Origin of the sequence: Paenibacillus sp. FSL H7-0703 (genome assembly GCF_038003485.1) — a bacterium.
GTDB classification, from domain to species: domain Bacteria; phylum Bacillota; class Bacilli; order Paenibacillales; family Paenibacillaceae; genus Paenibacillus; species Paenibacillus polymyxa_B.
The window spans coordinates 1,280,633-1,295,218 of the sequence record NZ_JBBOPF010000001.1 but is presented as its reverse complement, the minus strand read 5'-3'; the positions used below and the strand labels follow the sequence as shown (position 1 = coordinate 1,295,218).

At 43.2% G+C, this 14,586-nt stretch carries 13 protein-coding genes; 9 read left to right on the top strand and 4 right to left on the bottom strand.

The genetic code is table 11. The features are described from left to right. The first annotated feature begins 139 nt into the window (after nucleotides 1–139). The 6 genes from MHB46_RS05200 to MHB46_RS05175 all read left to right on the top strand — a co-directional run bounded on the left by MHB46_RS05200 (nucleotide 140) and on the right by MHB46_RS05175 (nucleotide 6,187). Nucleotides 140–2,248 carry a class I SAM-dependent methyltransferase gene (locus MHB46_RS05200; RefSeq protein ID WP_341161770.1) on the top strand — a complete coding sequence of 703 codons (2,109 nt, stop codon included), beginning with the start codon at nucleotides 140–142 and terminating at the stop codon, nucleotides 2,246–2,248. A gap of 90 nt (nucleotides 2,249–2,338) precedes the next feature. After that, nucleotides 2,339–2,878 (top strand): GrpB family protein, encoded by a 540-nt coding sequence (locus MHB46_RS05195; protein WP_341161769.1) that lies wholly within the window; start codon nucleotides 2,339–2,341, stop codon nucleotides 2,876–2,878. A gap of 24 nt (nucleotides 2,879–2,902) precedes the next feature. Continuing rightward, nucleotides 2,903–3,550, top strand: a complete 648-nt coding sequence (locus MHB46_RS05190; RefSeq protein ID WP_341161768.1) for a hypothetical protein — start codon at nucleotides 2,903–2,905, stop codon at nucleotides 3,548–3,550. 97 nt (nucleotides 3,551–3,647) lie between these two features. Beyond that, nucleotides 3,648–4,073 (top strand): VOC family protein, encoded by a 426-nt coding sequence (locus MHB46_RS05185; protein WP_235308060.1) that lies wholly within the window; start codon nucleotides 3,648–3,650, stop codon nucleotides 4,071–4,073. A 231-nt stretch (nucleotides 4,074–4,304) separates the two neighbouring features. Next, entirely contained in the window at nucleotides 4,305–4,778 is a 474-nt protein-coding gene (locus MHB46_RS05180; RefSeq protein WP_341161767.1) for a MarR family transcriptional regulator, read from the top strand. A 155-nt stretch (nucleotides 4,779–4,933) separates the two neighbouring features. Then, a complete protein-coding gene (locus MHB46_RS05175; RefSeq protein WP_341161766.1) occupies nucleotides 4,934–6,187 on the top strand; it encodes an MFS transporter in 1,254 nt (417 codons plus the stop codon). A 193-nt stretch (nucleotides 6,188–6,380) separates the two neighbouring features. Here the strand turns inward: MHB46_RS05175 and nrdF are convergent, their stop codons facing one another. The 3 genes from nrdF to nrdI all read right to left on the bottom strand — a co-directional run bounded on the left by nrdF (nucleotide 6,381) and on the right by nrdI (nucleotide 9,993). Next, on the bottom strand, nucleotides 6,381–7,346 hold the full coding sequence (nrdF, locus tag MHB46_RS05170; protein WP_029516760.1) for a class 1b ribonucleoside-diphosphate reductase subunit beta: 966 nt from the start codon (nucleotides 7,344–7,346) through the stop codon (nucleotides 6,381–6,383). 216 nt (nucleotides 7,347–7,562) lie between these two features. Next, entirely contained in the window at nucleotides 7,563–9,647 is a 2,085-nt protein-coding gene (nrdE, locus tag MHB46_RS05165) for a class 1b ribonucleoside-diphosphate reductase subunit alpha (RefSeq protein ID WP_341161765.1), read from the bottom strand. Further along, a complete protein-coding gene (nrdI, locus tag MHB46_RS05160; RefSeq protein WP_016819181.1) occupies nucleotides 9,634–9,993 on the bottom strand; it encodes a class Ib ribonucleoside-diphosphate reductase assembly flavoprotein NrdI in 360 nt (119 codons plus the stop codon). Before nrdI ends, nrdE begins: the two co-directional genes overlap by 14 nt. 405 nt (nucleotides 9,994–10,398) lie before the next feature. Here nrdI and MHB46_RS05155 point away from each other — a divergent pair, with 405 nt between their 5' ends. Genes MHB46_RS05155 through MHB46_RS05145 form a run of 3 tightly spaced genes read left to right on the top strand, consistent with a single transcriptional unit; the run spans nucleotide 10,399 to nucleotide 12,608 of the window. Further along, nucleotides 10,399–10,761 (top strand): DUF2500 domain-containing protein, encoded by a 363-nt coding sequence (locus MHB46_RS05155; RefSeq protein ID WP_341161764.1) that lies wholly within the window; start codon nucleotides 10,399–10,401, stop codon nucleotides 10,759–10,761. A 60-nt stretch (nucleotides 10,762–10,821) separates the two neighbouring features. After that, the gene (locus MHB46_RS05150; protein WP_341161763.1) at nucleotides 10,822–11,382 is read left to right on the top strand and encodes a GNAT family N-acetyltransferase; all 561 of its coding nucleotides are present in this window, start codon (nucleotides 10,822–10,824) and stop codon (nucleotides 11,380–11,382) included. Between the two features lie 2 nt (nucleotides 11,383–11,384). Further along, nucleotides 11,385–12,608, top strand: a complete 1,224-nt coding sequence (locus tag MHB46_RS05145) for an MFS transporter (protein WP_341161762.1) — start codon at nucleotides 11,385–11,387, stop codon at nucleotides 12,606–12,608. A 76-nt stretch (nucleotides 12,609–12,684) separates the two neighbouring features. On the opposite strand, the gene MHB46_RS05140 is transcribed toward MHB46_RS05145, so the two are convergent. Beyond that, nucleotides 12,685–14,376: an ABC transporter substrate-binding protein gene (locus MHB46_RS05140; RefSeq protein WP_160789687.1), complete on the bottom strand. Its 1,692-nt coding sequence runs from the start codon at nucleotides 14,374–14,376 to the stop codon at nucleotides 12,685–12,687. Nucleotides 14,377–14,586: the final 210 nt, after the last annotated feature.

The following is a 14,586-nucleotide window of genomic DNA, read 5'->3' as shown; positions in this document are numbered from 1 at the left end:
TTGATACAAATGTTTAATATTTTCCACGAGATGGAAGCTACAAATGTATGGTAAAGTGTACTATATACAAGGTTTAATCCAAATGTCTTATCCAAAGTCTCCTGTGCATACCGAATCCGAATCACACGAGGTGAGAAAAATGCTGCAATCGTTAAAAGCCATTGCTAATTACAGGAAAGAAAATGATCTGGCCTGGGATACACCGACTTGGTTAAAGCTGCTTGTTTCGGCTGAGGAGCGTATTGTAAATTTGGAACGCATTCGATCCATAGGTGAGTTAAAGGATGCCAATCCTGTACTGGATTACGTGGAGCGTACGTTGCTTATTTTGGACGGACTTCCATTGTCATTCTGGGTTAAAGAGCTACTGGAGGATGTTTTGGTATGGTCTGAGACAGCCAAAGGAGGCACAGTCCGCGAACGGCTACGTTGGCAGCATGAGGGCATTAATTTATTTGTACATAATATCGGCTCCTCTCAACTGTATGTCAGACAGGCCCAAGCGGAGTCCCCTGCTTACCCGCGCAATAGCATGACCCGAATTCTGATTGAGACGCATGGATTGATTGGGCAATATATACGGGGAGAAATTCCTTTTGCGGAAAATCGACTGCTGCTTGAAATTACTCGTAAGGGCTGGCTGAGCCCTGAGGAACTGGAGCTTGTTTTACGGGCTCTGAATGAGTGTATTATCGCCGGGGTAGAACCTGCATTATGGGACCAAGTACGCAGTGAAGTGGAGCAGCTGATCGGCTGGATTGCATGGGATAACGCACCTGTAGTCTGGAGTGTAAAGGAGCGACTGGAGAGATTACGGTCGGTTTCCATTCATGAAGGGGAGCCGTTCGAGCAGGCTTACGCAGAACTAGAGCGGGAGTTGAATGTAGAGAAGGCGCTGGCTCCCTTGGAGAATCGGACACTTTGGTATGTAGAATCAGCTTTGCAGGATTTTTCACTTCAAGAACTGGTAAAGGTATTTTTACTCACATTGAGGGATGGCACAGGGCAGGAACAGCCTGCAACCGTTCGCCATATCAGTTTCGAATCGCTCATGAATACGATGTATTATGACTATCGTGGTGTCAAGAAAATTAACGTATATAAAAAACGAATGATAGAAAAATATTTAAGTGCACTGTCTTGGCAGGACATCTCAAAAGGAAAACGGAAGCATAATCCTCACTTAAGTGTGATCGTGGAGCATAAAGAGGAGCTGCCGAGTACTGTATTTTTTAATTTTGTATTTTCATCTGCGGCTGAGAAACTAATCGATTTTTGTATTGAAGCAGAAAAAACGCCTCTGTATGACAAAGCAGTCCTGCTGCTGTTCGATCTGTTCGGATTACGGCGTGATGCTTATGATCGCTTTCACAATGAGGAAACGTATCTTACAGATATGAACCAGACCGTAGATTACAAAAGGGTCATTTTGGATTATGTGACTGGAACCCGTATACTGGATATTGGACCCGGCGGGGGCGTGCTGCTGGATCTGATCGAACAGGAAAGACCAGATGCGAAGCCATTAGGTCTTGATATTTCTGTGAATGTCATTGAGGCACTTAAACGTAAAAAGCAATTGGAGCGCCATCGTTGGGATGTCATCAAAGGAGATGCGCTTCGGTTGGAGGAATATGTGGAAACGGGGAGTATGGACACGGTTATATTCTCTTCGATTCTTCACGAGCTCTATTCCTACATCGAACGAGATGGAATTCGGTTCAATCCGCAAACGGTGGAGGCTGCTTTGCAGAGTGCCTATTGTGTGCTTGCACCCGGCGGGCGTATCATCATTCGTGACGGTATTATGACCGAACCAGTAGAGCAGCGCAGACGAATTCGATTCTTGGAGCCGGATGGAATGGAATGGCTGATGCGGTATGCGCAAGATTTTGCGGGTCGCCCCATTGAAATAGAGCGCGTAGGTGAGCATGAGGCTGTTTTGCCGGTAAATGATGCAATGGAATTTCTATATACCTATACATGGGGGGCGGAAGCCTATGTGCATGAGGTGCAGGAGCAGTTTGGTTATTTTACCCCATCACAGTATGAAGAGCATATTCGTAACACACTTGGACCACAAGCGATTATCCGGGTGAGCCGCCACTATTTACAGGAGGGCTATGCCGAGGCGCTGTCCAGCCGTGTTGAGTTCATGGATGAGCAGGGCCAGCGGGTTCCTTTGCCAGACAGCACCTGTCTGATCGTGATTGAGAAGCCGAATGATAGGGCTGGAATTGCTGAATGATTTTTAATTTGAACAAGAAAATGCCTTCTGATTTGTGCCAAGCACGATTAGAAGGCATTTTTTAGAAAGCTAGTGGAGGTGTGTTCATGTATGTCCTCGCAGGTGGAAATATCCGGGTATGACCCGCAGTGGGCTGAAGAGTATATGCGAGAGAAAAGGAAAATTGTAGAGGCTCTCAGAGATGTATGTGTTGGCATAGAGCATATCGGTAGTACGTCCGTTCCCAATCTGGGAGCCAAGGCTATTATTGATATTATGGTTGGAGTGGAAGAGTTGGCAAGTCTTCAATCCGAACATCGAGAGCGTCTACAGGGTATTCAATATGAATATGTACATAAGCCTGATTTTCCAGAGAGAGCTTTCTTTCGCCGTGGAGAATGGGGAGCTGGAACTCATCACTTGCATATTTACAAGTATAAAGGTGAGCATTGGGAAAACCATCTATTGTTCAGAGATTACTTAAAAGCGCATCCTGATAGCCTGCGAGCGTATGATACTTTAAAAAAAGATTTGGCGTACCAATTCAAATATGACCGTGCAGCGTATACCGAAGCCAAAGGACCATTCATTCGGCAGGTGGTTGAGCGGGCGAAGCTTGAAAGATATAGGCAGGGACAGATGAATTCTTAGTACGCATGGACACAAGGTGGAGGAATGATGAAGAATATGATGCTTGATGCACAGGTAACGCCGAATGGCTTAAAAGACAGAATGCTGCTGCTGTCAGCGCTGGACATTATATTGTCTCCTGAAGATTGGTTACGCACGTATCGTATGCAGTCTGAATGGTCTGGTGATGTGTGCCTAGGTGAGGTGAACAACGGCGCTGGAGATACGATTCATATGCTATGGACGTGTGGAGGTGTGCTATTGAAGGGTTTTGACCACGAATCCCCTGTAAGTCCTCATGCGAGAGACGAATATGAGGTCTGGCCGGGCATGTACGACGGTGTGCCTGATGATATGATGGAGCTTTTGGAAGATGAAGCACTGGAGAAGGAGGACGTTACCTTTTGTATGTGGAGGGAAGCGGGAGATAAGGAGTGGAGTATGGGCAACACGAACTTTCCTGAGGGATATGACGATGGCTCATCCTTTTTGCTGGGGAAAATTATAGTTACACCGGAGGAATATCAGGATTGGGCTGAAAGTTACTATGAGTTGCCGATTTCTCTAGGAGTGGTAAGCCAGATTTTCAACGGCGTTCCGATCACTGCACAGATGATCTCTGCGCTTCATCCACAGCGTAACGTTACGGAAGCGATAAAGGAGCTAAAGCAGCTTGGCGTTCAAGTGCATTAAAGCTAAGCATACAGATTTGTTTTTCTTGACAAGTTTTGTATATAATACAGGAGAAATGCTGGGTTAATCACCTCGAATTAAAGGAGCTGTGTTGAAGATGTCCAAACGTTTGATTCCTTACATCACGATGGATGGAAATGCAAAAGAAGCAATCGAATTTTATAAAGAGGCATTGGATGCTCAACTGCTTTTTATTCAAACCTTTGGGGAAATGCCGGAAAACCCCGATTTTCCCATTCCCGCAGAGGTCAAGGAACGTGTGGGACACGCTACCCTTAAAGTGGGTGAGACAGAGCTCATGTTTTCTGATACCTTTCCCGGATCACCGTTTAGCAGTGGGAATCAGGTGAGCATCTGTATTACAACCGATAGTGTGGAGCAAGCTCAAAAAATGTTTGATGCTCTACAGCAAGGAGGACAGGTGGGAATGCCTTTGCAGGAAACCCATTTTAGTCCAGCTTATGGGAATGTAACAGACAAGTTTGGTGTCACCTTTCAAATGTTCACAGAGGCTCGGTCTTAAGAAATGGAAAACGGCTCGATTCCGCTACTTTAGCGATCTGGCCGTTTTTTTGCGTGTATGTCCTCGTCTGAAGAATAAATATACATACAGCATGGGGAGTGATATTTTTTTTACCCTGCTTGCCGTTTAGTAGATTAGGTTTATTTACTGAATGCTTAGACGCTTGTTGAAATAGAAACAAAAATATATTATATTATGTTGTTAATGCACCAACGGGTGGGAGGACAGGCCATGAGCAAAGAAGAACAGGTCATAATGGGTTTCAGGGACTTATATAACAAGATGGTTTGGCTTAATAAGGATAAGATGGAAGACAGTCTTAAGGGTTATAAGTCTTCTGAAGTCCATTGCATCGAATACATTGAAAGAAATATAGATTCCAACGTGACAAAACTTGCGGAGTCCCTTTATATGACTAGCGGTGCCATAAGTAAAATAACTAAGAAGCTCATAAAAAAAGGCATTATCGAAAGCTACCAGAAGCCGGATAACAAGAAAGAAATCTATTTTCGGCTTACGGAGCAAGGGAAAGTAATCTATAAAATCCATGAGGACCTGCATAAAGAGTTTCAAGAGCGAGATAAAGCCGTATTTGAGCAGGTAACCGAGGAACAATTTGATAGTATGCTTAACTTCGTGGAAAAGTATAATAGGCATTTGGATGCAGAAATAAAGAAACAGGGTATAGATATTAAGTCGGAATAAATCTAAATAATGAAAATCAAACCACAGGCAGCCGGGCTCTATTGAGAACGGGCTGCCTTTTTTTTGTTATTATTTTGTTGCCGAGGAAGCAAAATTGTGATACGATGTTTTTGCTTCCAAGGAAATAAAAACATAGCTTTTGAGGGGAGAATTTAATGTTCAAATTTAGATCACACAATGAACAGAACACAGAACAAACCGTAGATAAACATGCTTTAATATTCGGTCTTATCTCTGTGTTTCTTTGCGGAATAGGCTTCAGTATCATAGCACCTGTCGTCCCATTCTTAGTACAGCCTTATATAAGCAATCCGGGAAAACAAGCTATCGTTGTTACGCTGCTGACCTCTGTTTATGCATTCTGCGTGTTTTTTGCGGCCCCCATACTTGGAGCTTTGTGCGACAAATATGGCCGTCGTCCATTGCTCTTAGTATGCCTTTTGGGTTCCGCATTCGGGTACTTGGTTTTTGGCATAGGAGGAGCTCTATGGGTACTATTTGCGGGACGCATAATAGAGGGTATAACAGGTGGGAGCATAAGCACGATCTTCGCCTATTTTGCAAACATCATTCCTACAGAACAGAGAACTAAATACTTTGGATGGGTGAGTGCGGTTGTAGGTGCAGGCACTGTCATTGGCCCAACTGTAGGCGGATTACTCGCCAAGTTTGATTATTCTGTACCCATGTATTTTGGAGCAATCATAACTTTAGTGAATGTTATATATGGGTTCTTTTTTATGCCTGAGAGCCTTGACAAGAAACATAGACTGAAAGAAATTACTTTTGTAAGACTTAATCCATTCATACAGCTTGCAAACCTGCTTTCCATGAAAAACTTAAACAGGCTACTTATCTCAGCGTTCTTACTTTGGATACCCAACGGATCTTTACAGGCCGTTTTTTCACAATTTACAATGGATACTTTTAGTTGGAAGCCTACACTAATCGGACTTATGTTCTCAATTATGGGTGTCCAAGACATTATCTCACAAGGTTTCATCATGCCAAAGCTTTTGAGAAAACTTAGTGATAAACAGATAGCCATTCTTGGAATGGTTTCGGAGATTATAGGCTATAGTCTTATTGCAGCATCGGCTTTGTTCTCATTCTATCCTCTTTTTATCGTTGGAATGTTTATATTTGGTTTTGGTGATTCGGTCTTTGGGCCTTCATTCAATGGGATGCTCTCCAAGTCTGTTGATTCTAGTGAACAAGGAAGGATTCAAGGAGGTAGTCAATCTATTCAGGCTTTAGCAAGAATGATGGGGCCTATCATTGGAGGTCAAATCTATGTATCACTTGGTCATGCCGCACCCGCTTTTATGGGTATAATCCTTATAGCAGCGGCAATACCAGTTTTATATAAGCGAACGCAAGTAAATGAGGATTTTGCAAAAATCCCATAAGCGACTTCCAATGAACAAGATATAGATCGAAATGGTTTAGTTCGTCTATATCTTGCACTTCGGAGCGACTGGAATCGAATTTTGCAAAATCCTAAAATATGTAAACTATCTACTTTGTTTACAGTCTGAGCCATCCGCATGCGGACGGCTCTTCATAGTATCACCTTGCTAAATTAATTTCACGTATTTGTACTTAGACGCCAAAATTAAAATCATCATCTGTCAGCGGCTCTACATTCATCGCCCGCACATAGCCGTTTCCTTTTTTAGAAAAGAAATCATGCTGCTTAGTGTGAGTGCTGATGCCGTTGAATACAATGGGATTAACTTCCTCTTCTTCAAACAGTGGATCAAAGCCCAAGTTCATCATGGCCTTGTTGGCGTTGTAGCGCAAAAAGACTTTCACATCGTCTACGAGTCCAATAGGAGTGTAAATTTGCTCGGTGTATTGTTCCTCGTTATTATGCAAGTAGCGCAACAAGCCTACCAGCGTCTGGTAAAGATCACGTTGTTCTTCCTCATCCAATTCTGCATAAATCTCTTGTGCCAGTACACCTACGTACACACCGTGAATACTTTCGTCCCGTAGGATCAAATCGATAATTTCTCCACTGCATGTTAACTTGCCCTGGCCCGCCAGATAAAGAGGGTAGAAGAAGCCGCTATAAAATAAATAGCTTTCTAACAGCACCGACGCTGCCATCGCGAGATACAGGTCTTTCGGTGTGTGGATATTCATATAATACTGACGAATGGTTTCTGCCTTGGTTTGGAGATGGGGATTTTCTTCCACCCAGCGGAATACACCGTCAATTTCTTCCGTGGAAGCTAGCGTTGTAAAGATGCTACTGTACGACTTGGCATGAATTTGTTCCATCATCGCCATAAAGCTTAGTACGGCTTTGCGCTGTAGTCCGTCCACATGCTCCATAATTTGCGGCATACCCACGCCGCCTTGAATGGTATCCAGTAGCGTCAAGCCGCCCAGCACCTTCATGTAGGCTTCTTTTTCGATATCACTGAGGGTTACCCAGGACATTTTATCGTCAGACAACGGGATTTCATCATCCGTCCAAAATTGCATAATGTTCTGGTTCCAGAACATCAGTGTGAAATCATCGTCCGAGCGATTCCAGTTTACAGCTTGTATACCTGTCATTGTTAGCATTCTCCCTTCAGCTTGCGAGATTCCCTGAAAACACACATTGAAATAGTGCAGGCGAATCATCGTATGCTTGACATACGGAAGCTGTATCCGCGAGGGTCTGTCCAGTCCCGTAAAGGTCTGAACCACACGCTGGATACAGCTTCTAATGCAAAGCATCTATATCTATTCAAAATCTAATTTTTATACTACAGCTTGTTACCTTATACTTTAGATGGAGCAGGTGAGGCACTCTTCCACAGACAGCTTTTTGGTGCGTGTGTAGTATAACGATTTAAGTCCTTTGTGTGCAGCGTACAGATAGCAACGTGCTAACTGACGCGTAGTCACGTCACTGTTCACATGAAGCACGGTCGAAATCCCTTGGTCCACGTGCGGCTGGATTTCTGCAATCAGATCAAGCACTTTGAACTGGTCCATTTGATAAGCAGATTTATAGAAGAACACGTTATCCTTTTGTAAATAAGGCATTGGATAGTAGGTCGTCGAATTGGCATAGGTACGGGTTTCAATCTGCTCAACAATCGGCATGACGCTGGATGTTGCATTTTGAATGTACGAAATGCTAGCAGTCGGCGCAATCGCCATACGATAGGCGTGGTACAGACCATTTTTCATCACATCTGCTTTTAATTTGTCCCAGTCCGCTGAAGTCGGAACATAGATGTCTTTGAACAACTCTTGTACACGTGCAGTTGTTGGACGATAATCTGTGTTCAGGTATCGGTCAAAATATACGCCTGTCGCATAATCCGATTCCTCAAATCCATAAAAGCTTTGTCCAGCTGCTTTAGCGATTTCCATACTTTTTTCAATGGAATGATAGTTCATCGTCATGAAGAAGGTACGGACAAAGTCCTTCGCTTCATTGCTTTCATACGCAATTTTGTTCTTGGCAAGATAGCCGTGCAGATTCATAACACCCAGTCCGACGGAGTGCATTTCACGGTTTGCTTTCGCAACACCCGGTGCATTAGCTACTTGGGTCATATCGCTGACCGAGGTGAGAGCAATCATACCCTCGTGAACGGATTCGCGGATTTTGCCATGTTCCATCACATTTACAATGTTCAGAGAAGCTAGATTACAGCTCACGTCCCGGCGGATGGTATCCTGTTGGCCGTAATCTGTAATTTCGGAAGTTTCCTGCAACTGGAAGATTTCCGTGCATAGGTTCGACATCTTGACTTGACCCACGTTTTTAAGAGCATGTGCCTGGTTCGCGTTACTTTTGTTCATGATATATGGATAACCAGACTCCAACTGAATCATGGCAATTTTCGTCAGCATGTCACGTGCGCTCATCGCTATTTTTTTCTTCACCCGATCGTCAGCGAGCAACGTATCGTACATTTCATCCAAATCCATGTCGTCCAGATGCGTTCCATAGGCTTTGAACACACTGTAAGGAGCAAATACATGCAGCGGTTCATTATCTTGAGCCAGCTTGTAAAAGCGGTTTGGCACCAGTAATCCAATAGAAAGTGTCTTGAGACGTACTCTTTCGTCAGCATTGATTTTTTTGCTATCCAGGAACTCAAGCACGTCCCATCCGAAAATGTTGTAATAGGCTGCCCCAGAGCCTTTACGTTGCCCCATTTGATCCGCATAGGAGAAACCGTCTTCCATCAGCTTCAGCACAGGCATAATGCCTTTTGCTGCGCCTTCTACGCCTTTAATCGCTTCGCCGCGTGCCCGCAGTTTCGACAGGTTGACCGCAACACCGCCCCCGATTTTGGACAACTGCATGCAGGTGTTCAGCACATAGTTAATTGAGTTCAGGGAGTCGTCCATTTCGAGCAGGAAGCAGGATACCAATTCCCCACGGCGGCTTTTGCCTGCATTCAGGAAGGTTGGTGTTGCTGGCTGAAGGCGTTGCTCCATCATCGAGCGGGACAACAGGCGTGCCTTATCGGCGTTACCGCGTCCTAAATGCAGCGCGACAGCAGCAACCCGGTCAGGGTAATGTTCCAGATAGACTTTCCGGTCGTTACTCTTCATTGCATAGTCGGTGTAAAACTTGGATGCTGCCATATAGGAAGGAAATTTAAAATTATAGCTATGAGTGATATGGAAAATATCATTAATTTCGTCAGCCGTGTAGCTGTTATAGAAATTTTCGTAATAATCATTCTCAATCATATACAGCACTTGAGCGGCTGTGTCAGCAAACTTCAAACTCCGTTCCTGAACTTCCTTCATAAACTCTGCTACAGCCTCTTGGTCTTTTTCCAATTGGAAAAAGCCGTCTGTATCGCGTTTCATCAACATGTTGTTCAATTCAATATGCCGCAACTCGGCTCACCTCCTGTTTAAAACGCTCTACATCTCCGAACGTTCCAGATAATTCAAATTTACTAATCACGGGGACATTATAATGATCGGCAATCAAATCCGCACTTTTGGCAAATTTCTCACCCCAGTTACGGTTGCCGCTTGCAGCTACACCAACAAGGTTTTGAGCATTCTTTTTTAAAAAGGAAGACACCCTCTCAGGTATCTGCCCAAACCCAGTTGTATATGTAATAAGTACGTAAGGTTCTTCTATAGTCATTTGCTCCTCGATCTGAACCGCTGGAAGCTTGAGCTTGTTTATAAATCTTTTTACATTGCCGGTCTTCGAATCATATGCAATCAGCATGGTATGCAACCTCCTTAAACAATTAACGAAAAAAGAAAACGCATTGCCTAGGATCTATTATAGATGGAATCCCTTGCTGGCTGCGCCATTTAAGATTTTGACTCTATATTTACATGTATTTTCATACCTGTATCTTCAAGATATCGGGCATAAATACGTTTTTTACACTATATTTAGAGTACATTCTCTATTTTATATCTATATATAGTTTTGTCAATCGGTCTAGAAGGGATCAGAGGACCCAGATCGGGTATAAGTCCAAGCGGGGTGCGGAAAAGAGCGAAAGAACTTTTTTTTCGTAAGTATGTTAAAAAAGTATTGGAGTTTTTGAGGGTGAAGATGTACGATTTGTCAATGGGCAATAGAATGGAAAATTTACATTTTACTGTAGAAAGGATGAAGCAAATGGGAAGTGATTTTATGGAATTTCAATCCTTTAATACAATCTTTTTTATAGTATTTGGACTTATTGTTTTTGTAATCATTATGGGAATTGTCAAAACGATAGGAGCGGGCCTGTCCAATCAAGCAGCCGAACGGGTAAAACGTTCATGTAAGGTTGTGGATAAACGGACGAGAGTGCGCGGGGGATCAGGCGATTTTTCAGCTTCGACATATTATTATATCACCTTTGAGTTTGACGGGGGTGAGCATATGGAGCTGGAGGTGAAGGATACGGATTTTGGTATGATTGTGATCGGAGATCGTGGGGAGCTTCATTATAAAGGTACACGTTTTCTGGAGTTTGTAAGAGTAATGGAAGCATAAAGGTTGACCGGAAAACTAGAGTACTACCCGAACAAAATACATACTGAGAGGAAAATGACGATGCCACATATCATTGGAAAACGAATTGTATTGAGAGAATACCGTCAAGAAGATATACCGAATATCCGAAAATGGGTCAATGACCCGGAAATCACACACGGGTTAAGCGACGTGTTTGTCTATCCGCATTCACAGACTAATAGTGAGTCTTTTGTACAAATGATGATTGACGGCAACTCCGAGATCAAAGGTTTTGTCATTGCGCATAAAGACACACTGGACTATATCGGACAACTGGATTTATTTAAAATCAACTGGGTGAATCGGCACGCTACCCTTGGTATTGTGATCGGGCGTGACGGTGACCTGGGCAAAGGTTATGGACGGGAAGCGATCCGACTGTTACAAAAATTTGCATTTCATTCACTGAACCTGCATCGGCTGGAGCTGGAGGTCTATGCGTTCAATGAACGTGCACACCGTTGCTATTTGGCATGCGGCTTCAAGGAGGAAGGACGGCTGCGGGAGAAGCTATTCAGGGAAGGGCAATACTATGACATTATTCAGATGGGGATTTTGCGAAGTGAATATGAGGCTGCAAAGCAAGCGACGGAATCCTGAGAGTGCAATCTCATAAGCTATTTTACTCCGTCAGCTTTCTTCAATTTTTTATGAGTGAAATCACTGGGACTACGCTCATCCTTTTTCTATTAGCTAAAGGACTTTCTTTGCAGAGTGCAAACTTCTTACTAGTTGTATTCTTTGTAAGTATTTTTTTGTTTGAGATACCCACAGGGGCGATTGCAGATAAGTATGGAAGAAAAATTTCTGTTATTTTGGGACTTTGTTGTTTTCTAGTCTATAGTGTGTTGTTCGTTTGGACAGATCATATCGGGGTGCTTGTGTTTGCGCAAGTTTTTGGGGGTCTGGCTATATGTTTACAGTCAGGTTCGTTGGAATCATGGGTTGTGGAAAATAGTGATAAGCCCATGGAAGTTCTTTTTACAACCTCTAACAGTATACAGTACATTTCGGGATTTATTTGTGGTCTGTTGGGGGCCTTTCTCGCAACCTATAACTATTCACTTCCATGGGCGGTCAGTATTTTATCTATTATTGTATGCATTTTTCTATGCTCCTTTTATATGGATGAGGAGAATGTTGCTCATCGAAAGACGTCTACTACTCGCATTAAAACGATTATCGGAGAAAGTGTGCGTATTGGTTTTGAAAATAAGTCTATCTGGATTGTGTTTATGATTGGTTTATTTATCAGCTTTTCGAACTCAGCGGGGAATACATTTCAACAGCCACGTCTGGTTGGCCTTTCCGAACAAGGAATTTGGATTATGGGGTTTATCAAGGCAGGCTATTCACTATGTATGACTTTGGGAAGTTATCTAGTTCGAAAGCTAGGCGCCAGATACAGTGATGTACATATACTCATGTATGCTTGCGGGATGATTGGGATATGGCTCATTTTAGCCGGTGTGTTCAACACATTTTATCCTGTATTGCTTACCTTTTTAATCTATGAGATTGGGCGCGGGATGTACCCGGTTGCCAAACAAATTTTTCTCAACAAAAGAATCACGAATGAGTATCGTTCCACATTACTATCTCTGGATTCTGCGATTTCACAATTAGGCATGTGCGTAGGTTTAATCGTGACAGGGATCATCAGTCGTAATTTTACGGATTTGTCTTCCGATCAAACACCTATTCAAATATCTTGGGTGATGTGTGGCGGGATTGCGTTGATTCCAATCATTTTATTGTTTTACGTCCATCGTGTTTCAGGAAAAAGTAATTATTGGAAAGAAAAAGAAACCAAACAAAATATTTAATGTAAAAGTTAATGTAGAAGGGCTGAACAGCATGGTCTGTCAGCCCTATAATATTTCATTAAAAAGCAAGCAAACCTTATTTTTCACCGTACCACAGTTTCAGCCGATTTTGGATTAGGCCAGTATAGATTTCTTCAGCCTTTGGAACACCTGCCTGGTCCAGCTCTTGGAGCATGCGGTCATACACAGCGTCGAACTGATCTGGCTTGGCGAGTACAGCCTCAGGAATCCGTTTGCGTACAATGTCCTGCGACTTTTGATAAATAACATTGTAATTCGTATCGGTCGGAACAGGCATGTTGTAGGCAGCACCCCACTCTTTTACCGGAAAATCCTTTTCGTTCGGAAACAGGTCTTTCCACGTCTGGGCTTTGTATGCCTGAAGGGACTCTTTTTCGGCTTGACTATAATTTTCGGTAATCATCTCCGGATAATTGGTTGTGTAATAGTTGCCAGAAGGGTCCTTCACGCTATCGCCATAATGTGGCCCCCATATCCAGTACAAACCGATTCCTGACTCTCTGCTAAAAGAAGCGTTATCAGTGTTTTTACGTTGTTGCACATCCGCCGGAATGACTCGTTTGCCGTTCTCTACGTTGTAATGCTGGCCTTCAATTCCCCAATTGCGTAAAATTTGTCCTTCGTCGGAGGCCAGAAAATCCAGAAACTTGATAGCTCGCACCGGATTTTCGCATGAGGTTGTAATTCCGATCCCGGATGCAGTATCGAAGCCGATAGGCTGAAGGGAATGGTCCTCGTATTTCTCATTTAAAGTGACTGGAAAATGGGCGTAAGTGAATTCATCCTTACCGGCTGCCTTGAGCGCATTTTCGGCATCTTGATAGTTCCATTCCTGATCAATGAGTCCGATGACACGGCCTGCGGCGATTTTGGACTTGTACTGATCACTTTTTTGTACAAAAGTATCCTTATCCAACAGTCCTTCATTGTACATATGGTTCAACCAACGGAAATATTCGCGTTCTTCTGGGCGCTTGTAGTGAAGAATGGCTTTGTGTGTTTTAGGATCAATATAATATTCGCCATCGTCGGGTCCACCTGTAGCAGTAACAGCCGGGTTTGTCACTGTAATTTGAATTTTCCAGTCTTCGGCATCAAGTGATAGGGGGATGGTAGGCTGGCCATTGGTGGTAGGGTATTTGGCGACATAATCTTTAAGTGCTTTTTCAAAATCTTGAACGGTGCGGATTTTAGGGTATCCAAGCTTCTTAAGTGCCTGATGCTGGATTTCGAAGCCAGCTTGTGCATCAAACGCGATGTGATCCACACCCAAATTGGTCGGGATCGTGTAAATGGCTGGATCTTCACTACTATATTTAATACGATTAAAATAGTCTCCATACACTTTCTTAATGTTAGGGCCGTATTTATCAATGAGATCTGTTAAGTCAATGAGTGCTCCGGCATCGACCAACTTGCCAATGTCTGATTTGGGGTACACGAGATCTGGATACTCTCCGCTCGCTGCCATTAAAGCAAACTTTTCCTCGCCTCGACCATTGACAGCATGTTCGGCATTTAGCGTAACGCCCGTTTTCTTGATAATTTCCTGCCCGACAGCATCCTTCATGTTGTTCCAGTTAGAGCTGGAATCACCGCCAAAGAAAGTAAGTGTAATGGGACTGGTGTCATTAGGATCTTCCTTTTCTGCCTTACCGTCTGTTCCATTCGCGCAGCCCGTTGTAACGAGCAGCAGCAAAGACAGGAGTAGAATGGAGCTCTGTCGTACCAACCTGTTCTTGAACATTTGCAAATCCCCCTTAATAAGTATGATTTACACAATGTAAGTGCTTTCAATAGTAAATTGTAGGAAATAAAGAACCTCACGTCAAGTAATTTATAATTGCTTGTTATGCGGTTTGTTTTTTTATTAAGCAAACATATTTTGGTGGAGGGTGTGGATTTGTACAAATCTATCATTTGATGATCTAAAACAAAGTATGCTACGATGGTACCA

Bases quoted from the DNA above. Each gene is read 5' to 3' on its own strand.
- MHB46_RS05185 (WP_235308060.1), top strand. From the start codon at position 3,648: ATGTCCAAACGTTTGATTCCTTACATCACGATGGATGGAAATGCAAAA.
- MHB46_RS05180 (WP_341161767.1), top strand. From the start codon at position 4,305: ATGAGCAAAGAAGAACAGGTCATAATGGGTTTCAGGGACTTATATAAC.
- MHB46_RS05190 (WP_341161768.1), top strand. From the start codon at position 2,903: ATGATGAAGAATATGATGCTTGATGCACAGGTAACGCCGAATGGCTTA.
- MHB46_RS05200 (WP_341161770.1), top strand. From the start codon at position 140: ATGCTGCAATCGTTAAAAGCCATTGCTAATTACAGGAAAGAAAATGAT.
- MHB46_RS05195 (WP_341161769.1), top strand. From the start codon at position 2,339: ATGTCCTCGCAGGTGGAAATATCCGGGTATGACCCGCAGTGGGCTGAA.
- MHB46_RS05150 (WP_341161763.1), top strand. From the start codon at position 10,822: ATGCCACATATCATTGGAAAACGAATTGTATTGAGAGAATACCGTCAA.
- nrdF (WP_029516760.1), bottom strand. From the start codon at position 7,346: ATGACAGGTATACAAGCTGTAAACTGGAATCGCTCGGACGATGATTTC.
- nrdI (WP_016819181.1), bottom strand. From the start codon at position 9,993: ATGCTGATTGCATATGATTCGAAGACCGGCAATGTAAAAAGATTTATA.
- MHB46_RS05175 (WP_341161766.1), top strand. From the start codon at position 4,934: ATGTTCAAATTTAGATCACACAATGAACAGAACACAGAACAAACCGTA.
- MHB46_RS05140 (WP_160789687.1), bottom strand. From the start codon at position 14,376: ATGTTCAAGAACAGGTTGGTACGACAGAGCTCCATTCTACTCCTGTCT.
- MHB46_RS05155 (WP_341161764.1), top strand. From the start codon at position 10,399: ATGGGAAGTGATTTTATGGAATTTCAATCCTTTAATACAATCTTTTTT.